The following is a 20,060-nucleotide window of genomic DNA, read 5'->3' as shown; positions in this document are numbered from 1 at the left end:
CAAACCGCATTTGGAAAGCCATGATTCCGGCAGTTTGCTTCAAAGCCTGCAATCCCGGCTTAGCGATAGACGTATTTGGTGATATAGGAATAAAGGTCGTTGTAGACGAAATCAGGAACCTGTTTGTCATATTGGCTGGTTTTAAGCAGCTGTAGATGACATTCCTTGACCATCTCGTCACGCTCCTCCATCGAATAGACGGACCTCCTGAGGATTGTGTCATAGGCGCTGTACACATATGGCTGCAACGTTGAAGCTTCGTTCAGGTTCCCGTTTGCGTCCAGGGTATAGCGGCTGTGAGCACGCAGTACCCGTTCGCTCAGTGTTCCCAGGCCACGCTCGTACAAGAAGATCTGCGAGCCACTTACCGTCTTTGCGATGAACTCGAACGCAACGAGAACCGCCGGGGCGTTACTGATGCTCGACTCGAGTCTCGAATAGCTGACAAACCGCTCCATCTCCTGCTTTTGCAGGCTGGAGAATGCTCTTTTGATGCTGGACAGATGGGCGAACGCGTGATTACAACCCACGACATGGACTTCGAGTTGATAACCAGGAACAAATTTTGCCAATCCGGCAAAACCGATGTCATCGAACGCGCACTCCATGATGATGTTGTATCCATAAGAAAGCGCGTTGGCGAAGATTTTCGAACCAAGCTCCCTGGCAAACGCTTCTGAATGTTCGTAGGCGTGCAAAACGCCTAACTCGATCATGTCGTCGTAACGCGGGTGTTTTTTTCGATATTCGGGCAGATACAGTCGAATGTAGTTCCCGTAATTCCCGGATGGCAGCAAGCTCTTTTCCAGCAGGTAAGTCTTGCCCGAGCCCTCCACTCCGGCGGTGATCAGCAACTTCGGGATGGTTTCAGCAGTTTTGTCGGCAAAGAGCGTCGGGTAGATCTCGTCGAACGCCTTGATCACGTCGTCTGAGGAGTAACTGTATTTCGGTACATCTGACATACCTTGATTTCCTTATCAAAGAATTGAGTTGTGATATCCAGCCCTTCCAATAAAGCGTGCTGGCCCCAATTATTCAAATCGTTGTTTTAATCAAGGTATGTATTTGTTATTTAACGTAAAAACTCCTACGGCGCAGAACGCAAATTCGTTGGGGCAATCGACCACCAGCGCGGCAGTAATTGCCTGACCTTATGCTCGCCAAAACGGTCATCGATCAACATCACCACCCCTTCATCCTGCTCGTTGCGGATCACTCGTCCCGCGGCCTGAACCACTTTCTGCACGCCGGGAAAGAGGTAGGTGTAATCGTAGCCAGCGCCGAAAATCGCGGCCATGCGCTGTTTCAATTGCTCGTTGACCGGGTTCAGTTGTGCCAGCCCCAGGGTGGCGATGAACGCACCAATCAACCGCGCGCCGGGCAAATCGATGCCTTCGCCGAACGCACCGCCGAGTACCGCAAAGCCGACACCCTCGCCGTCTTCGGTGAATCTGTCGAGGAAGTCCTGGCGTTGTGCCTCGCCCATGCCTCGGGATTGTGACCACAATTTGATCTGCGGGTGCCGCTCGGCCAACAACTGCGCCACTTGCTGCAAATAGTCGAAACTGCTGAAGAACGCCAGGTAATTGCCGGGACGCTGGGTGAACTGGTTGGCGATCAGCTCGACTATCGGCGCCAGCGAGGCTTCCCGATGCACGAACCGCGTGGAGATCTGATTGACGATGTGCACTTGCAACTGGTCGGCATGAAACGGCGATTCGACGTCGATGCACACGGTGTTGGCCGGTGTGCCCAATAGATCGGCGTAATAGTGGCGAGGGCTGAGCGTCGCGGAAAACAGCACGGTGGTGCGTGCGGCGGTCAGGCGTGGCCCGATGAAACCGGCGGGCACCACGTTACGCAGGCACAGTTGCGAAAGACATCGTTTGCGGTCGAGGTCGCGCTTGCTGATGTCGAACAGAAACTGTTCATCGAAGAGTTCGGCCACTCGGCAGAACTGCAGCATCTCGAAGTAGAAACTCTGTAACGCACTGTCCAGCCCTTGCGGGTGATCGTTCAGGTAATCACCGATGCTGGCACCGCAGGATGACAACGCCTGGAGCAATTTTTCCGGGGCCTTGTCATAGGCCTGGTAGGCGCCCGATTGCAGGTTATGCAGGGCGTTCCATTCACGATTGACCCGTTGTAGCGGTTTTTTCAGCGCTTCGGGCGCGGTTTTTCGTACGCCGTTGAGGGTCGATTGATCGAGGCTGGCGCTATACATCTGACGGCCACGCTCCACCAGGTTGTGCGCTTCGTCCACCAGCACCGCGACAGTCCAGTGGTTGGCCTGGGCCAGGCCGAACAGCAAGGCGCTGAAATCGAAGTAATAGTTGTAGTCCGCAACCACCACGTCCGCCCAGCGGGCCATTTCCTGGCTCAGGTAATACGGGCAGACCATGTGTTCCAACGCAACCTGACGCAAGGCGCCCTGATTCAACAGGTTGAGCCCGCTGGCGGCCTGGCGTGCCGCCGGCAAACGGTCATAGAAGCCCTGGGCCAACGGGCAGGACTCACCGTGGCAGGCCTTGTCCGGGTGTTCGCAGGCCTTGTCCCGGGCGACCATTTCCAGCACCCGCAAGGGTGGCGCATCGGCGCTGTCGAGGATCACCTGGGCGGCGTCCAGAGCCAGTTTGCGCCCCGGCGTTTTCGCCGTCAGAAAAAACACCTTGTCCAGTTGTTGGGGTGCCAGGGCCTTGAGCATTGGAAACAGCGTACCGACTGTCTTGCCAATCCCCGTCGGCGCCTGGGCCATCAGGCAGCGGCCCGTGCTCACCGCCTTGAACACCGACTCGGCCAGATGACGCTGGCCCGGTCGAAAACCGGCATGGGGGAACGCCAGCTGCTGCGCCGCCCGATTGCGCGCCTCGCGATGAGTCATTTCCTGCTCGGCCCAGTGCAGGAACCGTTCGCAATGTTCCTCGAAGAACGGCTTCAGCTGTGCGGCGCTGAACGCTTCGAGCAGACAGGTTTCCTTTTCGCTGACGATGTCGAAGTACACCAGCGCCAGGTTGATCTGCTCAAGGTCGAGCTTGCAGCACATCAACCAGCCGTAGACTTTCGCCTGGGCCCAGTGCAGTTGACGGTGGTTGGCGGGTTGCTTGCTCAAGTCGCCACGGTAGGTTTTGACTTCTTCGAGGCAGTTTTGCCCGGGGTCGTAGCCATCCGCCCTGCCCTTGACGGTCAGGTTCTGATATTGCCCTGCGAGCGCGACTTCACTCTGGTAGCCCTCGTTGCGCCGGGATGCCACGGTGCGATGACCGACGATGCCTTCCAGCGCGGTCGGCGACGGCGTGAAGCGCAGGTCGAGATCACCGACCTTGGCGGTGAACTCACACAGCGCCCGCACCGCGATGCTATAGCTCAAGCGTCTTGCTCCGCCCATTGCACGTAGCACACGGCAATCGGCATCTGGTGCTCATGGCAGAACTCCAGCCAGCGCAGCTGGTTATCCTGCAGACGATCGCCGGGGCCTTTAACTTCGATCATGCGGTAGGTCTTCTGCTGCGGCCAAAACTGGATCAAATCCGGCATGCCGGCGCGATTGGCCTTGATGTCCAGCAGCAAGCGATTGAACCAATGCTTGAGGTGCTCGGCCGGCAGGCAGTCGAGGGCCTGTTCCAGCAGCTCCTCGCTGAGCACGCCCCAGAACACGAAGGGCGACTGCACGCCCCACTTTTGCGCGTAGCGTTCACCAATGGTCCGCCGGTAACGCCCGTCATCGAGTTCGGCCAGGCATCCCTGGAACAGGTCGGCACGTCGACTGTGGAAATCCTCACTCAGCAGATCCACCGGGCCGCGTTGGAACGGGTGGAAAAACGCCCCTGGCAACGGCGCGAAGATCGCTGGCCAGCACAACAGGCCGAACAGCGAATTGATCAAGCTGTTTTCAACGTAATGGACCGGCGCCGCCTCTTCAGACAAGTGCGCCTGGACGTGGTACTCCACCGACAAGGCCGGATCGACCCTGGGCAATTGCAGGTCCAGGCGCACCATTTCCCGAGGGGATGCACGCTTCGTCGCCGGCCCGCCGAGTTTGCGCCGCAGCCTGGGCAGCACACGAAGCAATTGTTGCTGTTCGGCAGCGCTTTGCGGGGATTGCCCTGCCTGAGTCGCGAGGTCCAGCGCCAGTTCATACTCCTCGCAGCGCTCCAGTACGCGAATCAGACGCAGGCGCGCACCGGGATAGGCGCACTGGCGGTACAGGGCCAACGCGGTGGAAAAGTCGGCAATCCGCTCGCAGTGTTGACCGATCTGGAACAGCAGCTTGTCTCGACGTCTGTGCAGCCAGGGATTGCTCAGTGTCAGGCCGTTGATCCGCTCGACGACCTCCGCCAGCGCCTCACCGGCCTCGAATTGCTGCTGTTGCTCATGCATGAACAGGCAGGCGTCCACGTCCTCACGGCTGCGCAAACCGCGGGAGTCGGCGCTGAACTCGACTTTTTCGTAGGTGAAGATGCCCAGATCGGCGAGCACGAATTCGGACCAGTCCTGGTAAAGATTGCCGAAAAACATCAAGCGCAGTCGATCGCACAGGCCCATGATGGTCAGACTGTAGAGGCAATCGTCCAGTGCCGGGCACCAGTCGCGGAAGCTTTGCGTTTCTGGATAGCGCTCGCTCAGCGCCGGCAACCAGTCGGCTTTTTTGCCCTTGGGTTGATTGATGGCGCTGCCCAGGCATTGCACGATCTCGGCCTTGAGCAAGACCTCGAACAGCGTTTCGAGCGCCAACGGCGCCTGTGAATCGATCCAGCCCAGCGCCAGTAACGGGCCGGCAGCGCTGGCGATGTCGCCGATCTCGACGTAATGCAGCTTGCCGGCCCTGAAGTGAATGCCCTTGCGCATGACCATTCTGACCAGAAGGCCCCGGGACTCACGCGGCAGGCCATTGAATTCACGAATGAAGCGCTGCTCCTCGAGGCTCAGTACATCGGCATAGCGATGCTCAAGCCAATCAAGCACTTGCATGAAGTTATTGAGGTAATAGAACGGGTCGTCGAGAGGGTTTTCAGTCACAGGAAAAAGGGCCATGGCAAGCGAATACTGGTTATGCGTACAGATACCAGTTACGCCCTGCCCGATGCAAACGAAAAGGGATAAAAGGCGGCACCGCCCGGTAATTTTCAGCGGATATCGAACTTTCTGCCTTTGCGCGGCACCAACCGCGTTAGAGCTGAGGTCGTTTGCGGCCATGGCAGCTTTTTTTTTGAAGAATGAGAGGTGGATATGAACATCAAGACTTTCGGCCTGCCCCTGGCAATCGCGGCCTTTTTGGCACTGGCCGGTTGCTCGACGCCAACGGTAGTGACGTTGCAGAACGGCACACAGTATCTGACCAAGGACATGCCTAAAACCAAGACCAAGGACGGCTTCTTCGAGTTCGAGGACATTTCCGGAGCCAAGGTCAGAGTCAACGCCAATGACGTGTCCACGATCCGTCGCGAAGACTGAGTAGCGCGTTTTCCTTGATCACGCCCCCCTGCTTGTCCCCCGGGTGTGGCAGGTTTCGATACCTGCCTTACACTGCGATACACCCAGTGCGAGCGAATGTTTGCGCAGGCATGACGTCATGATTCAGGTGAAGCCGGAATGAAAACGCTCACACCCCTTTTGGCCTCTCTCCTCGCCGCCGGCGCGTGCGCGGCAACGAGCCTGTGCGCCGGTGCCGCCACGTCTTCACGAGAGTTCAAGACCAGCTTCGATTGCGCCTCGACCAGGGCATCCATCGAAAAACTGATCTGTCGCGACCCGCAGCTGGCGCAAATGGACATCGAACTGCAGCGCCTCTATCTACTGGTGCTGACGGATGACCACGCCGTACCGCCTCGGAACAAGGTCGAAATCGACCAGCAGTTCTGGCTCGACGCCCGTAATCAGTGCGCCACGGATCGCGAACCCAAGGCATGCACGATCCGTAGTTATGCCGAGCGCGCCTATCAACTGCGCCAGGGCTCAGCCATTGCCAGGACCAAAGATCCCAGCCGCCTGACTGAAGGCCCCGTGGCGTTTCGATGCGCGGGATTGAACGCGTTGGTCGCGGCCACCTTTTTTACGGTCAACCCGGCTGTCGTGTACCTGAAGTGGGCGAACACCTCCGTCACCCTGAATCAGCAGCCGAGCACTATCGGCACCCGATACGGCGGCAAGGATTTCAGGGGCAGCTACAGCTTCTGGTACGAAGGCGACGACGCCTTGTTGCAGATGCCGGGCTCGGCGGAAATGAGTTGCAAGGCCGAGCCGGTCGGCTGACGCAACGGGACGTCCTGTCCCGAGGGTCTGAACCGCTTAGCTACCGGTGCGAATCTTGTTCCACACGCGGGTGCGAATCCGGTCGATGTCCAGCGGCATGGCTTCCAGCGCGAACAATTTGCCCATCATTTCCGGGCTCGGATAGACCTTGGTGTCGTTCTTGATGGCCGGCTCGATCAAGCTGTCGGCCTGTTCGTTGCCATTGGCGTAATGCACGTAGTTACTGATATCGGCCATGACGTCCGGGCGCAGCAGGTAGTTCATGAAGGCGTACCCGGCCTTTTCGTCCGGGGCGTCGACGGGCATGGCCACCATATCGAACCAGATCGCGGCACCTTCCTTGGGAATCGAATAACCGATGTCGATACCGTTCTTGGCTTCCCTGGCGCGGTTTTCCGCTTGCAGGATGTCGCCGGAGAAGCCGACGGCCACGCAGATGTCGCCGTTGGCCAGGTCACTGGTGTATTTGGACGAGTGGAAATAGCTGACATACGGCCGGACTTTCAACAGCAACGCTTCAGCCTTCTTGTAGTCTTCCGGTTTTTTACTGTGAGGCGGCAGGCCCAGATAGTTCAGGGCGGCGGGCAGCAACTCCGGGCCATTGTCGAGAATGGCCACGCCACACTTCTGCAGTTTTTGCATGTTCTCGGGTTTGAAGATCAGGTCCCAGGAATCCACGGGGGCGTTGTCGCCCAGTACCGCTTTGACTTTGGCAATGTTGTAGCCGATCCCGGTACTGCCCCAGAGATACGGAAAGCCATGCTCGTTACCCGGATCGTTGGATTGCAAGGCCTTGAGCAGCACCGGATTGAGGTTTTTCCAGTTCGGCAACTGACTCTTGTCGAGTTTTTTCAGCGCCTTGCCTTCAATTTGCCGCGCCATGAAGTGGTTGGACGGAAACACCACGTCGTAACCGGATTTGCCGGTCATCAGCTTGCCATCGAGGGTTTCATTGCTGTCGTAGACGTCGTAAGTGAAGGCGATGCCGGTGTCTTTCTGGAAGTTTTTGGTGGTATCCGGTGCGATGTAATCCGACCAGTTGTAGATCTTGACGGTGTCGGCGGCCTGACTGATTGAAGCGACGAGCATCAGCGGAGCAAGGATCAGTGTCTTTCGGATCATGAGTCGATTCCTGTAGAGGCTGTTTTTGTTTGGCAGGCAATCAAGCAATCAGTTTTCAACTTTCTATTTTCGAAAAATCAAAACATAGGTCTTGCGCACGGTTTCCTGGATATCCCAGATGCCGAGGGTGTTGGCGGGCAACATCAGTGCGTCGCCGGCTTCTATGTGCAGGGGTTCGCCGCCGTCGTCCGGGGTGAAAGTGCAGCGGCCCTGGATGAAGTGACAGAACTCTTGGGCGACGATCTGCCGCCGCCAGCGACCGGGCGTGCATTCCCACACCCCGGTTTCGACGCCGTCGTCGCGCTCGACGCTGGTGGTCGATGCGACCGCCACGGGCAAGCCCAGCGGCACGGCGACCGGGTTCGACTCTTGCAGTGTCAGGGTTGCGGTGTTCTTGAATTGCGTGATGCTCATGGGAGTACCTGTCGATGAAGCCTATGGATGAAGAGCGCGTCGGTCAGTGCATGAAACCTTCCATGAACCCCGCGACCCCGCTGGCAAGCTTGCGCCGCCAGCGCGCGGTGGCCGGGTTGGCCAGGGTCTGGTCTTCGTGGACGAAGCTGCGGATGATCGCGTTGTAGCCGAGCCAGCGGCAGGGTTCGGGCTCCCAGGCCCTGAGTGCATCGAGTCCGCGCCGGGGGATGACCCATGGCTGGTGAACCAGCTCGGTGTCGCGCTGCAGGATCAAGTCGGCGAGGGTTCGCCCGCCCAGGTTGCTGGCGCCCACGCCCTCCCCGCCATAACCGCCGGACAAGGCGATGCCACTGGCGTGGTCGCAGAGCATGTGCGGTTTGAAACGCCGCGACATGCCCAGATTGCCGCCCCAGCCATGGGTGATCTGCACGTTCTTGAGCTGCGGGAACAATTCGCCGAACAGATAGCGGCGCAGCTCGATTTCGCTGCGGGTCAGGTTGAAGTCATGGCGCAGCTTGCCGGCAAACTGGTAGCCGCCGCGCGCGCCGAAGATCAAACGGTTGTCAGCCGTGCGCTGGCCATAAGTGACCTGACGGCTGCTTTCGCTGAACGCCTGGCCGTTGCTCAGGCCAATTTCATCCCAAATAGCTGCGGATAAAGGTTCGGTCGCGACGATCAGGCTCTGTACCGGCAATTGGTAACGCCCGAGCGGCGGCAGCGTGACCGAATAACCTTCCACCGCCGGCACCACCCAGCGGCTGCGAACCGAGGCTTGCGCCGTGCGCAGGCTACCTGCCTGCCAGTGGGTGACCGGACTGTTTTCATAAATCCGCACGCCCATGCGCTCCACGGTGCGCGCCAAGCCGCGTACCAGTTTGGCCGGGTGCAGGGTCGCGACGTGAGGTGCGTAGATCCCGCCATAGGGCTTGGCGATGCGGATTTGCTGCGCCAACTGCCCTGGGTTGAGCCAGCGGTAATCGTTTTCGTTGAGGCCCTGCTTATATAGCGAGTCCAGATACTGGCGAAGACTTGTTTCCTGTTCGGGGTAACGGGCGGCGCAGTACAGCACCCCGCCTTTGCGGTAATCGCAGGCGATGCCTTCGCGTTCGAGGACGATTTCTACTTCGCCGGGAATGTTGTGCAGCAGGTCATAGGACGCCCGGCGCTGCCCGGGCGGCAAATCGGCGAGTAGCCGGTCTTCCCCCAACAGATTGCCCATCAGCCAGCCGCCATTTCGCCCCGAAGCGCCAAACCCGGCGGTGTGCGCCTCGATAATGGCAATCTTCAGCCCCGGTGCCTGAAGTTTCAGGTAGTACGCCGTCCAGAGCCCGGTGTAGCCCGCGCCAATAATGGCCACGTCGACATCCAGATCCTCGGCCAGCGCCGGACGAGCCAACAGTGGCTCGTCGAGTTGGTCCATCCACAAACTGATAGTGCGCCACGCCGGCATGCAGGACTCCGCCACTCAAACTTCGATGGCGGTGATCCTAGTGCGTGGGCTCAGAGACTGTCTTGCGCGCGTGCACGCAAAGAAATTTGTTTGGCATAGGCTTTGGGCGACTGGCCGGTGTGCTGACGGAAACAGCTGTAGAACGCCGATAACGAATTGAAACCGGCGGCAAAGGCCAGTTCGTCGATGCGCAGCGGCTGCGTGGCGTTATCCAGTGCGGCGAGCAGGTGTCGCAGGCGTGCCTGGTTGACGTAGCGATAGAAGCTCTGGCCCAACACCTGATTGAGCAGATAGGAAATCTGATTGCGGCTGTAGCCGCACTCCTTCGCTACCCGCTGCAGATCGAGCTCTGGATCGAGGTAAGGCTGCTGGCGCTGGAAATATTGCAGCAAGTCCTCGGCCATGAAGCTCAACTGACGCGGCGACAATCCGAGCCGACTCACCGCCGGACGCTGGTTGTTGGCGACCTTGCTGGGGGGCTGCTCATGCACCAGTGACGCGTATTCGTTGACCCGCCAGATCAACCCGTCCTTGACCGTGATCGCCTCACTGGCGCGGAACGACACCAGGCCGTCCCCGCCGCGCAGGGTAATGCGGTACTGAATGAATGCCGTGTTGCCATCAAGGCGGATACGGTCGGAATGCTCGAGCGCCTCATCCGGATCCCTCGGCATGCTGCTGCGCACGTATTCACGCAATTCGGCCAGGCCCATCACCCGATTCTGGAAAAAATCGCTGTACAGGACGTCCGGGTGATACAGCGCCATGACCCCATCCAGGTCCCGGTGTTTCCAGCGCAAGTGGTAGCGCATGACCGTTTCGCCCGTGGCCTGGGTTTGCTGCGGGCCATCATCCTCGACGTGCATAAGGGTCTCGAAGAAAAGAGCCGACTTTGCCGAACTTCTGCCGTCGCTTCAATGGTCAACCGCTGGCAACCTTTTATCGGAAAATTCGCCGACTCGTGCGCTGGATCAAGAAAGCGCGAGGCAATCGCCAAACGGACTGAAAAAAACCACATGATTTTCACATCCGGGTGCTACTTTTAAAGTCTGTCACCGGTTGAACCAATGAAGGTTCTTCCCTCCTACCATGAGCTAATGGAAGCGCTCGATGAAGAAGGCGGGCAACATATGAATAAAGGGTTCAGTAAGGTTACGTTTCCAAACGCCTGTCAGCTGATGCGCTGGCATTTTCATCCCATGGGTTTCGAGGCGAGCATGGACGCCCCGGGCAGCATGATTGCCCGTCTGTTCGATCGCGCCACTGGCGAGACCATGATCGCCATTGCCGGTATTCCTTGTGCAACGGTCATGAATGCAGCCGATGTAGAGCGAATAATCGAAGCCGTGGAGGATGAGCTCGAAACGTTCATTCCCCCGGTGGCCCTCAGAAGTTATGCCTGAAGGTCGAAAAAACACAAAAGCCCACTTTACGTGGGCTTTTTGTTGGGCAAGCGCGCTCAATGCAGCCCCGCCGCTTTGCAGGCATCGATGAAGTTCGCCCCCTTCTTGTCCATGGCAGTTTTCACCAGTGCGTTGGCTTTCTGCAGCGCCGGGCTGGGCTGGGCCCATTGCTCGGGGGGCAGTGGTCGGGACCAGGCTTGCACGCTTTGCGGCAGGATCGGGCGGCCCTTGCGGTGGGCCCACTCGGCGATCAGGTAGGGCATTTTCCAGAAGGTCAGGACGCGGCGGACGTACCACCAGCGCAGGGGCCATGGGGAACGCTTGGAGTATCCCCACCGCTTTCGCTCTTCGGCCGTCAGGTGGCCACCACCATCGTCCAATCGCCCCAGAGCCCTGGCATCAAGCCGCTCGATTTCAAACGTGTGCAACCCTTCATAGGGTTTGAGCTCGTCTTCGCTCAGGGTGATACCCAACGCAGCGAGCATGGGGTTGGGCGTATCGACCAACTCCCCTTCTTCCATGTAGTTGCGTATGGCCGTCCACATGCCCAGGGCATGGGCATCGCTGGGCTGGGCCGACAGGATGAATTGCACGGTGTCGTGCGCTTCGTCCTCCAGGCCCATGCCGAAGGTGTAATCGCGCATCGCGCCGTAGCTGGTGACGCCCTGACTGCGAGCGACCCAGGCCACCACGCTTTCCCAGGGCACGATCAGCACGCGGTGGGTGGTGTCGTCGATGTAGCAGACTTCGCGGCGCTGGCGGTTGAAGCGGACCGGGTAGCTTTTGGCCAGGGTACGGACGTTGGAGAGCATGCCGTAGACCATTGCTCCAATTGGTAATACGGACAAAAGCGCATAACTGGAAAACACCTTGATTGCGTTAATAAGTTCGTTTAACGGCTCACGAATGTTTTCTGGATAAAAAAGCACCCAATGCAAAACCACTAAACAGGGAGCTAGAAAAGCCATAAACAAGATCATCAGAATAAACACTGCCAATCTCTTTCCCTGTTCAACCATCCCGTAGTTGCTCCCCCCCAACTCCAGATAGGTCTCATTCATCGCCGAAAAATTACGCCGAGAGACCGGCACCTGCCCGGTGTAAACCGGCAATGGCGCCAGAAACAGCGTTTCATTCAAGCCCCGAACCCGCAGCTCCCCGGCGCTGGGCCGTTGGCTGCGAATGTCCAGTGCCTGCTTGGTGGTTTCCGGTTTGTTTTTGCGTTTGAACAGTTGGCTAAACATCGCCTGTCGCCATCTCGTCTCGGGTGAACCACCAGTAAGGGGCATCGCCCGTACCGCGGGGCAAGCTGTCCACGGCCTCGAGCTTGAATCGGCCCTCGGCCGGCAAACGTACCCCCTGCACTGTGGCGATGCGCAGGTCGCTCAGGACGAAGCAGGTGCGGTGAAGCAAGTCGCGCCCGGGCTCCAGTTGGTAACCGATGTTGATCGCCAGGGCGAAATCCCATTTTTGCAGGCCTTTGCCGATGGGCAGGTGTAGGGTCAGGGCCTCCTCTTCCTGGCTGGCAACCACGGCAACCGCCGCCCATGCCGCGCTGCATTCCTGCCAGCGGGCCGGCGGTAACTGCCGACTGTGGGGCCGAGGGCGATTCAGATCGCGGGTTTGACGATAAGCCTGCAAATGCAGTTGACGACTGTCCATTTCCTGGGTGCGCACGCCGGGCAGTCGCAGTTGCACATAAGTGCGCTCACCCTCGCGCACCAGCTCACAGGTGGGCTGTTGCACCACCCGCGCCAACGCGCTCCAGTCCTCGGCCAGGCTGCGTTGCAGACTGGCCTTGCCCCAGGCGTGTTTGGCGCCCCAGGTATGGGTGCCCGCGAGAATGGCGTTGCCAGCGAACAGTCTGCCGCCGGGCCACATGCGCAGCGCAGGGTTCAATGCAGCCCCGCCGCTTTGCAGGCATCGATGAAGTTCGACCCCTTCTTGTCCATGGCAGTTTTCACCAGTGCGTTGGCTTTCTGCAGCGCCGGGCTGGGCTGGGCCCATTGCTCGGGGGGTAGTGGTCGGGACCAGGCTTGCACGCTTTGCGGCAGGGTCGGGCGGCCCTTGCGGTGGGCCCACTCGGCGATCAGGTAGGGCATTTTCCAGAAGGTCAGGACGCGGCGGACGTACCACCAGCGCAGGGGCCATGGCGTGCGCTTGCCATAACCGTAACGGTGACGCTGTTCGGCGCTCAGGTGCTCGGCGCCATCGTCTAATGAGCCCATGAAACGTGCCCCTTTACGCTCTATCTCAAACGTATGTAGGCCTTCATAAGGCTTGAGCTCGTCCTCGGTTGGCGTCAGGCCCAGAACAACGAGCATGGGGTTGGGCGTATCGACCAACTCCCCTTCTTCCATGTAGTTGCGAATGGCCGTCCACATGCCCAGGGCATGGGCATCGCTGGGCTGGGCCGACAGGATGAATTGCACGGTGTCGTGCGCTTCGTCCTCCAGGCCCATGCCGAAGGTGTAATCGCGCATCGCGCCGTAGCTGGTGACGCCCTGGCTGCGAGCGACCCAGGCCACCACGCTTTCCCAGGGCACGATCAGCACGCGGTGGGTGGTGTCGTCGATGTAGCAGACTTCGCGGCGCTGGCGGTTGAAACGCACCGGGTAGCTTTTGGCCAGGGTGCGGACGTTGGAGAGCATGCCGTAGATGAAGGCGCCGATGGGGAGTATGAAAGGGAGAGAGACTTTGGTCGTAACCTCGAAGAACATGACCAGTTCTTGCAATGGGTTCTTGAAGTTTTCCGGATAAAAAAGCACCCCGTACAGAATGAGTAGGCTTGGAGCTATGAAAGCTACAAACATCGGCATCCAAAACATAAACGCCAGTCTTTTCCCCAGCTCCACCATCCCGTAGTTGCTCCCCCCCAACTCCAGATAAGTCTCATTCATCGCCGAAAAGTTACGCCGAGAGACCGGCGCCTGCCCGGTGTAAACGGGCAATGGCGCCAGAAACAGCGTTTCATTCAAGCCCCGAACCCGCAGCTCCCCGGCGCTGGGCCGCTGACTGCGAATGTCCGGTGCCGGCTTGGTGGTTTCCGGTTTGTTTTTGCGTTTGAACAGTTGGCTAAACATCGCCTGTCGCCATCTCGTCTCGGGTGAACCACCAGTAAAGGCATCGCCCGTACCGCGGGGCAAGCTGTCCACGGCCTCGAGCTTGAATCGGCCCTCGGCCGGCAAACGTACCCCCTGCACTGTGGCGATGCGCAGGTCGCTCAGGACGAAGCAGGTGCGGTGAAGCAAGTCGCGCCCGGGCTCCAGTTGGTAACCGATGTTGATCGCCAGGGCGAAATCCCATTTTTGCAGGCCTTTGCCGATGGGCAGGTGTAGGGTCAGGGCCTCCTCTTCCTGGCTGGCAACCACGGCAACCGCCGCCCATGCCGCGCTGCATTCCTGCCAGCGGGCCGGCGGTAACTGCCGACTGTGGGGCCGAGGGCGATTCAGATCGCGGGTTTGACGATAAGCCTGCAAATGCAGTTGACGACTGTCCATTTCCCGGGTGCGCACGCCGGGCAGTCGCAGTTGCACATAGGTGCGTTCACCCTCGCGCACCAGCTCACAGGTGGGCTGTTGCACCACCCGGGCCAACGCGCTCCAGTCCTCGGCCAGGCTGCGTTGCAGGTTGGCCTTGCCCCAGGCGCTGGCTTGCAGCCATTTTTGCAGTTCGTCCAGGTTGAAGTAGTTGTACAAACCTTCGCCCACCAGTTGCAGGGCCGTGCCGATCAGCCCCACCAGGTTGGCCCTGGCAGCGATGCTCAGCAGCCGTGGACTGGCTTCGGCCCAGGCCAGCGCCCGCAGTTCGGCGGGATTTTTGAGGATCTGGTTGATGATCGACGTCGTGTGTTTGGCGCCCCAGGTGTTGGTGCCCACGAGGATGCCGTCGCCAGCGATTTGCAGGGTCGTGGCCGCCAGGGCCTGGTGATTGCCTTGGGCCAGAGCTTTAGCCCATTGTCGGGAATGCTTGCCTAGATCGATTGCCGCAGCCGCAGCACCAAATCCAAAGGCACCCAACCCAGCGATACCACTCCAGCGTCCTAGACGGCTCATGGTGTTGAGCTTGCCTGCAACACTGTCCATCCGCACGATATGTGCCTGAAGGACCGTCACCGACAGGCCCTGTACAGCGGCAAAACCTGCCGCCGAGATTCCAATCAAGGACTCAGCGAAAGCCGCTTTATCAGAGAAAGAACGGTCATTGTTTTTAATGATCGCACTCAACACCTCCACAAACTTCTGCCCCTGATAAACAAACAGCAACAACGCAATCCCGTCGCCCCCGGACTTCAACGCACTCATCAGAGGCTGGCCAAACGTCCCCGTGGCGCGAAAATCACGCACGGTGCGCAACATTTCGTCACGCAGCGCCGGGGCCATGCCATCGATCACGGTGCCGATTTGCCAGGGCCCACCCGCGCCGACCGTCAGGGCCCGGCTCAGCTGGTCTTCCAGCGGCACCAACGCGGTCTTGAGACTGATGATCCGCTGGTTAAGCCTCTGCTCGCCGCCGGGCTCGGTCAGGCCATAGATTTGCCGCGCCAGCTCGCGATGGCGCTGTTTGTAGGTGTCCTTGAGCTGCCGGCGCAGGTCGAGCGCAGCATCGCGGGTCTGGTTGAACGCCTGGATTTCCGCCGCCGACGCCGCCCGCAGGGACAAGCCGCTGCGGGAAAACTCGCGTAGAAGTTGCAGGCGTGCCGGCGCGCCCAGGTCACGAATGAAACTGTTGGGGTCGATTGGCTGATGTCGCTTGAATTCCGTGTGTGCCCGCTCCAACTGATCCGCTGCGATCAATTGATGCGCTGGCATGTAGGCCCCATCCAACAAACTCTGCAGCCCCCTGAACCGCGTATTTAGGTCCTCAAAATTCGGCAACCGCTCGTTCATCAGGCTTCTGAACTGATTGCTCAGCACCTGCACGTTGGCAAGGTTTTCCGGCGCCGTGCCGAGGGTGATCGAGAAGCTGCTCAGATCCATGAGTTTCTTGCTCACGTCGAGCTGATCGGCCTGGGTCAGGGTGTCCAGCCCCGGCACGACGGTGAGCAGGTTGCTTTGCAGGTAGGCGGCCAGTTTTTCGGTGGCTTCGCGGTTCCCGCACAGGGCCGCCACGCAGACGAATTCGGTTTCCAGGCGATGGCGGATCTGGGCATCGTTGCGGAAGTCGTAATACCAGGCGGCACGGTGAAAATGGCCGGCGACGATCATGTTCAAGCGGTCTTCGCGAATGACCTGCAGACGCTTGTGCCAGTGGCTGAGCAGCGTTTGCTGCCGGCGGACGGATGCTTCCATCTCCGCCCGATTGACCAGATGATCAATGCCACGCTGGCCGATAGCCTCGCCGTGCAATGCTTCCCAGGTTTGCCCGTGGAGTCTGGCAATGGTGCTCTGATGTTTTTGCCACAGCACTGCGCCCAAGGCGTCCTGCAGGTTGACGGCGGCTCGCGCATAGGGATCGCTTGTCGCGGCCTTGCGCCAATGGGCCTCATCGCCATGGATCGGCGGTCCGTCATGGTCACGCCGGATGCGCAGATACTCTTCAAGGGCGGCCTGCTGCGCAGCGTCGGTGTCTTCTATCAGGGCTTTGACATCGGCATCGCGGGTGGCCAGCGCCTCAAGGCGCGCCGGTGTCACCTCGTACAAGGACTGGATGTAGGCACCGGTGAGGTACTGGCGCTGGGCCGCGTCGTCGGCGCTCCACTGCTCGATCCAGTCCGCGACGTTCAGTTGGGCGCTGGCCAGATCGCGCATCACGCCAAAGTCATCGCGCAAGACCAGGAACAGGCAGTCGTTCTGATAACTCCCCAGTACCTGACTGGTGAGTGCTTCGATCACCGTGGCCTTGAACAGCGGCCTGTCTTCCCAAACGTAAGGCTGGCGCTCTTGCGGATGGGCGCCCTCAGGCAATGACTCGTGGCCCTGGGCGGGCGCGTCCGCTTCCGCAACCTCGGCCAGCCAGGTTTGGGCCTGGCGCCGGCTCAGCAAATCGGCGCCGCCCCGGTCCGGACAGGCTTTGGCCAGCTCGATGCGTTGCATCAAGCGCTCACGCTCGGCGGCGTTCTTGAGCACTTGCGAACACTTGTAGGCCGTCCATTGGATTTCCGAATAGCTGGCAAACAAGGTGTGTTGCCGGGAGAAGACCAAATGAGGCTCGCCAACCGACGTGGTGCGCATATCGCCCGCCACTTCCGGGCCCTGCCACAACAGCTTGCTGATCTGACCCTGCTCAACGCGGTATTCATGCAGGTAGCCGGTGCCGTTGTCGATGATGTACAGGTAACCGTCGCGCAGCAGGCGTATGCCCAGTGGCTGGCTGTTCAGCTTGAACGGCAGGGTCAGTTCGGATGAGGGGTCAAGGTGCTCGACCAGTCCATAGCGCAGCGGCAGCAACTGCACTTTTTCGCTCATCAGGGGGCACAGGCCGATGGGTGAACGGATGTCTTGGGCGCTCTTGGCCATGGCGGCAATGTTGGCCGCGCCTCGGAGCGGTGGTTGGGCTGTCACGGCACGTCTCCCGGTAGCTGGGTCGAGCGCTGATATGCCAGCTCCGCTGCACGTTGCGCGCGGCTCAACGGTGATCGTTGGGTCGACACTTTCAGCAGTTCGACGATGTCCGGGTGATCGCTCAATGGCTGGCCGGACAGATAGGCATATACATTGGCGTAGAGGGTGATTTCCTGCTCCGAGGTGAAGCCGAGCCGATACGCCTCCCGCGCTGTTTTTTCGGCAAACCGCAGGCGCTCCCGGTCTGGGCAGGACGCCATGAAACCGGGGAAATAGCGCTGCAGGTGATCGTTGAGGTCGAGTACCACATGATGAAACTGCGCCTCTTCCAGGGCCGTGAGTTCCTCCTCGGTCAACCGATAGGTATCGCTGCTGTCTGGCGCGGGGTTATCCGGACGCTGATGTTGTAGCCAGGCAGCCTGAAGACCATCCGGCAGGCACAGGTGCTGGACGGGGCCGAACCAGCGCGCACTGTTGGCTTGCCGTGCAAGGTCGAACAAATGATGCATGACGGCTGGGTCGGCGATGCGTGGCATGACCGCCCCCGCGCTCGGGTGCTCGACGGTCAGGAGACGACGCCAGTGCTTTAGAAGCGTTGACACATCGGCATCGCTGAACAGCAAAAACCCCCACTCCAGTGCTGCGTTTTCCTGAAAGTAAGCCAGCACGGGATCGTCTGCGCCGTTGAGGGTGACCAGGCGCGGTGAAATATCCGCCAGTTCCTGCCAGCGCGTACCCTGGTAGAGGCCATGGACCGGGTTATCCCAACGGCTCAGACGTTGCGGCAGGTTGGGGACACTGACACCGTCCAGAAGCAGGTACGCCGATACAGACCATGGCAAATCATCCGGCAATGGAGGTAACTCAAGCATTGTCTTCACCTATTTGCTGTTGGGCGGCTTCACAAACTGCGCAGATTGGTTGTCTGGCCATCAGGGCCAGACGCTGCGTGCGGGGTAACAAGGGCGCTTGCAGGGCGGATGCGGTTGTTGAAGCAGCGGACAGTGGTGGTAACCCCGCCATCGGCACACCGCCCTCGACAATGGCCACACTGCTGAAGATCCCGCCCGAATGGATCACGAGGTGATGGCCGCCGGCCGACAGCGTCAGGCTCGCCTCGGCATCGATCACCACTTGGCTGGCGGTAACCCGCGCCTGTGAACCGGCCTGGATCACCCAGGTGCCTTCAACCGTGGCACTGCTGTTGCCGCCGATGTTGAGCAGGTCGTGGGTGCCGATGACGGTGCTGCGCATCCCGTCGGTGGTGTGCCGTTCATCCGCCTTGATCAGGCTGGTGCTGTTGGCGTCAACCTGCTCGACGCGGTTGCGGCGGATCAGGCTGTGGCTGTCATTGAGGATCAGTTGCTCGACATCGCGCTCGGCCCGCAGGTAGATTTTTTCCTGACCGGCGCGGTCTTCGATCATCAGTTCGTTGTACCCACCGGTGTGCGGCGAACTGTGGCTGCGCAGCACGGTTCGGGTCTTGTGCTCGGGCAAGGGATAAGGCGCGGACATGACCTTGTTGGCCACGCAGCCGGTGATCAGCGGTTGATCCGGATCGCCCTCCAGAAAAGTCACCACGACTTCCATGCCGATGCGCGGCAGGGTCACCGAACCGAAGTTTTCCCCGGCCCAACTCGATGAAACGCGGATCCAGCAGCTGCTGCGTTCACTGTTGAATTCGGCACGATCCCATGGGAACTCGCACTTCACCCGGCCGAACTCATCACAGTAGATTTCTTCGTGTTCAGGCCCGGTCACTCGCGCCGTCTGACTGACCAATGGAGGGCGGCGCGGCGGCAGCGGTGGACGGAAAACCACCTGCGCGGGGATCACGCGGAACGTGTTGCGATAGCCTTGGGTGAAACCGTCGGCGGCCTTGACGTCAGGGGTGACCGCCTCCTCGAGCACATTGGGTTGTCGGCCATCATGGGAAACACTGAGCAACAGCCACAAGTCGTTGCACTTTTTCCGGGGGTGGTCCGTCAGGTCGAACAGATGGCCGCAACGCAGGTGTGGCTGATCGCTCTCACCCTCGCCCAGTTCATAGTCGCTGCGATGCCGCTCCAGCGCCTGACGGGCAAGGTGGTCGCCGCGCTTTTCGTTTCCCAGCAACAACGGGTAACGATAATCCTCCAGTTCCGGGGTGGTCTCGGCGCTGAAACGGCTTTCGAGCAACAGGCTCGGGCGTTTCAGGTCGTAGTCACGCCGGGTGACGGTACTGGTGCGCGTGCGGGTACGCACGCTGAAGCGGCTGACCACCGGATGCTCGGCCACCATGCCGCAGTCCTGCTGATAAGGCGTGGCCCCGAGTTTGGGCAGGAACACCTGATCATCGGTGAACACCAGCAAATGACCGTCCGCCGAGTGCTGGTGATGCCAGGCGATGCCGTCCTCGGCACACAGGCGCTGGAGAAAAGTGAAATTGTCCTCACCGTACTGAGTGCAGTACTCGCGCGGCGCGCTGGTGCTGACATGGAAGGCAAAGGCATCGGCCTGAATGCCATGGCCTTTGAGCACCTGGGTGATGATCTGCGGCACGTTCATGCCCTGAAAAATCCGCTGGTCGTGACTGAACTGCAAATAGTGCAGCGCCGGTACCAGGGTCAGGTGATAGCGAGTCAGGCGTTTACCCGACTCGCCCATCAGCACATCTTCGATATGCCCATGTATGCCTTCGCCATCAAGGCCGAATTGCAGAAACGCGGGTTGGCCGAGCAAGCTTTCCAGATCGAAATCCGGATACTCGCTGACCAATTCGATGTGGATGCTGTAAAGCGTGCTGATGGCTTCAGTGCCCTTGAAGGCCAGCACCTTGAAGTCGTGACGGATAGCAGGAATCTGCAACACGAAATGCGCTGCATTGGCCGACCGGAACATACGCTTATCCTTAAGCAAAGGAGGAAAAGAGCGCGATGT

At 59.8% G+C, this 20,060-nt stretch carries 15 protein-coding genes; 3 read left to right on the top strand and 12 right to left on the bottom strand.

The window, feature by feature from the left end:
- Positions 1-59: 59 nt before the first annotated feature.
- From BLV61_RS29960 to BLV61_RS29950, 3 genes are all read right to left on the bottom strand, one after another.
- A complete protein-coding gene (locus BLV61_RS29960) occupies positions 60-962 on the bottom strand; it encodes a zeta toxin family protein (protein ID WP_090469595.1) in 903 nt (300 codons plus the stop codon).
- A gap of 125 nt (positions 963-1,087) precedes the next feature.
- Complete coding sequence (locus tag BLV61_RS29955) at positions 1,088-3,367, bottom strand: ATP-dependent DNA helicase (RefSeq protein ID WP_090469594.1); 2,280 nt, start codon at positions 3,365-3,367, stop codon at positions 1,088-1,090.
- On the bottom strand, positions 3,364-5,031 hold the full coding sequence (locus BLV61_RS29950) for a VRR-NUC domain-containing protein (protein ID WP_090469589.1): 1,668 nt from the start codon (positions 5,029-5,031) through the stop codon (positions 3,364-3,366). Before BLV61_RS29950 ends, BLV61_RS29955 begins: the two co-directional genes overlap by 4 nt.
- Positions 5,032-5,226: 195 nt before the next feature.
- On the opposite strand from BLV61_RS29950, the gene BLV61_RS29945 reads away from it, so the two are divergent.
- Both BLV61_RS29945 and BLV61_RS29940 read left to right on the top strand, forming a co-directional pair.
- A complete protein-coding gene (locus BLV61_RS29945) occupies positions 5,227-5,451 on the top strand; it encodes a YgdI/YgdR family lipoprotein (protein ID WP_047528837.1) in 225 nt (74 codons plus the stop codon).
- Between the two features lie 138 nt (positions 5,452-5,589).
- Positions 5,590-6,249: an MliC family protein gene (locus tag BLV61_RS29940; protein ID WP_047528835.1), complete on the top strand. Its 660-nt coding sequence runs from the start codon at positions 5,590-5,592 to the stop codon at positions 6,247-6,249.
- 36 nt (positions 6,250-6,285) lie between these two features.
- On the opposite strand, the gene BLV61_RS29935 is transcribed toward BLV61_RS29940, so the two are convergent.
- The 4 genes from BLV61_RS29935 to BLV61_RS29920 all read right to left on the bottom strand — a co-directional run bounded on the left by BLV61_RS29935 (position 6,286) and on the right by BLV61_RS29920 (position 10,101).
- Complete coding sequence (locus BLV61_RS29935) at positions 6,286-7,371, bottom strand: polyamine ABC transporter substrate-binding protein (protein WP_047528833.1); 1,086 nt, start codon at positions 7,369-7,371, stop codon at positions 6,286-6,288.
- A 63-nt stretch (positions 7,372-7,434) separates the two neighbouring features.
- The gene (locus BLV61_RS29930; RefSeq protein ID WP_090469585.1) at positions 7,435-7,785 is read right to left on the bottom strand and encodes a cupin domain-containing protein; all 351 of its coding nucleotides are present in this window, start codon (positions 7,783-7,785) and stop codon (positions 7,435-7,437) included.
- 43 nt (positions 7,786-7,828) lie between these two features.
- Positions 7,829-9,235 (bottom strand): NAD(P)/FAD-dependent oxidoreductase, encoded by a 1,407-nt coding sequence (locus BLV61_RS29925; RefSeq protein WP_090469584.1) that lies wholly within the window; start codon positions 9,233-9,235, stop codon positions 7,829-7,831.
- Positions 9,236-9,285: 50 nt separating this feature from the next.
- Positions 9,286-10,101 carry a helix-turn-helix domain-containing protein gene (locus BLV61_RS29920; RefSeq protein WP_090469581.1) on the bottom strand — a complete coding sequence of 272 codons (816 nt, stop codon included), beginning with the start codon at positions 10,099-10,101 and terminating at the stop codon, positions 9,286-9,288.
- Positions 10,102-10,365: 264 nt separating this feature from the next.
- Here BLV61_RS29920 and BLV61_RS29915 point away from each other — a divergent pair, with 264 nt between their 5' ends.
- Positions 10,366-10,638 carry a DUF1652 domain-containing protein gene (locus BLV61_RS29915; RefSeq protein ID WP_047538622.1) on the top strand — a complete coding sequence of 91 codons (273 nt, stop codon included), beginning with the start codon at positions 10,366-10,368 and terminating at the stop codon, positions 10,636-10,638.
- Positions 10,639-10,694: 56 nt separating this feature from the next.
- Here the strand turns inward: BLV61_RS29915 and BLV61_RS29910 are convergent, their stop codons facing one another.
- The 5 genes from BLV61_RS29910 to tssI are packed head-to-tail and all read right to left on the bottom strand — an operon-like array spanning position 10,695 to position 20,021.
- Positions 10,695-11,927: a DUF6708 domain-containing protein gene (locus BLV61_RS29910; protein ID WP_244159949.1), complete on the bottom strand. Its 1,233-nt coding sequence runs from the start codon at positions 11,925-11,927 to the stop codon at positions 10,695-10,697.
- Positions 11,875-12,537 carry a hypothetical protein gene (locus tag BLV61_RS29905; protein ID WP_139213667.1) on the bottom strand — a complete coding sequence of 221 codons (663 nt, stop codon included), beginning with the start codon at positions 12,535-12,537 and terminating at the stop codon, positions 11,875-11,877. The genes BLV61_RS29910 and BLV61_RS29905 overlap by 53 nt, the downstream gene beginning before the upstream one ends.
- Positions 12,534-17,141, bottom strand: coding sequence for a toxin VasX (locus tag BLV61_RS31755; protein WP_244159946.1), 4,608 nt, complete (start codon positions 17,139-17,141; stop codon positions 12,534-12,536). The genes BLV61_RS29905 and BLV61_RS31755 overlap by 4 nt, the downstream gene beginning before the upstream one ends.
- Positions 17,138-18,013 carry a DUF4123 domain-containing protein gene (locus BLV61_RS29895; protein WP_090469574.1) on the bottom strand — a complete coding sequence of 292 codons (876 nt, stop codon included), beginning with the start codon at positions 18,011-18,013 and terminating at the stop codon, positions 17,138-17,140. The genes BLV61_RS31755 and BLV61_RS29895 overlap by 4 nt, the downstream gene beginning before the upstream one ends.
- Positions 18,006-20,021 (bottom strand): type VI secretion system tip protein TssI/VgrG, encoded by a 2,016-nt coding sequence (tssI, locus tag BLV61_RS29890; protein WP_090469571.1) that lies wholly within the window; start codon positions 20,019-20,021, stop codon positions 18,006-18,008. Before tssI ends, BLV61_RS29895 begins: the two co-directional genes overlap by 8 nt.
- Between the last annotated feature and the right edge of the window lie 39 nt (positions 20,022-20,060).

It is taken from the genome of Pseudomonas mohnii (assembly GCF_900105115.1).
GTDB lineage: Bacteria > Pseudomonadota > Gammaproteobacteria > Pseudomonadales > Pseudomonadaceae > Aquipseudomonas > Aquipseudomonas mohnii.
The sequence above is the reverse complement of the archived record's forward strand: the minus strand, read 5'-3'. Positions and strand labels throughout refer to the sequence as shown.

Excerpts from the sequence above, each read along its gene's own strand:
- BLV61_RS29960 (WP_090469595.1), bottom strand. The coding sequence starts at position 962 with ATGTCAGATGTACCGAAATACAGTTACTCCTCAGACGACGTGATCAAG.
- BLV61_RS29930 (WP_090469585.1), bottom strand. The coding sequence starts at position 7,785 with ATGAGCATCACGCAATTCAAGAACACCGCAACCCTGACACTGCAAGAG.
- BLV61_RS29915 (WP_047538622.1), top strand. The coding sequence starts at position 10,366 with ATGAATAAAGGGTTCAGTAAGGTTACGTTTCCAAACGCCTGTCAGCTG.
- BLV61_RS29950 (WP_090469589.1), bottom strand. The coding sequence starts at position 5,031 with ATGGCCCTTTTTCCTGTGACTGAAAACCCTCTCGACGACCCGTTCTAT.
- BLV61_RS29935 (WP_047528833.1), bottom strand. The coding sequence starts at position 7,371 with ATGATCCGAAAGACACTGATCCTTGCTCCGCTGATGCTCGTCGCTTCA.
- BLV61_RS29940 (WP_047528835.1), top strand. The coding sequence starts at position 5,590 with ATGAAAACGCTCACACCCCTTTTGGCCTCTCTCCTCGCCGCCGGCGCG.
- BLV61_RS29925 (WP_090469584.1), bottom strand. The coding sequence starts at position 9,235 with ATGCCGGCGTGGCGCACTATCAGTTTGTGGATGGACCAACTCGACGAG.
- BLV61_RS29920 (WP_090469581.1), bottom strand. The coding sequence starts at position 10,101 with ATGCACGTCGAGGATGATGGCCCGCAGCAAACCCAGGCCACGGGCGAA.
- BLV61_RS29895 (WP_090469574.1), bottom strand. The coding sequence starts at position 18,013 with ATGCTTGAGTTACCTCCATTGCCGGATGATTTGCCATGGTCTGTATCG.
- BLV61_RS29945 (WP_047528837.1), top strand. The coding sequence starts at position 5,227 with ATGAACATCAAGACTTTCGGCCTGCCCCTGGCAATCGCGGCCTTTTTG.
- tssI (WP_090469571.1), bottom strand. The coding sequence starts at position 20,021 with ATGTTCCGGTCGGCCAATGCAGCGCATTTCGTGTTGCAGATTCCTGCT.
- BLV61_RS29910 (WP_244159949.1), bottom strand. The coding sequence starts at position 11,927 with ATGCCCCTTACTGGTGGTTCACCCGAGACGAGATGGCGACAGGCGATG.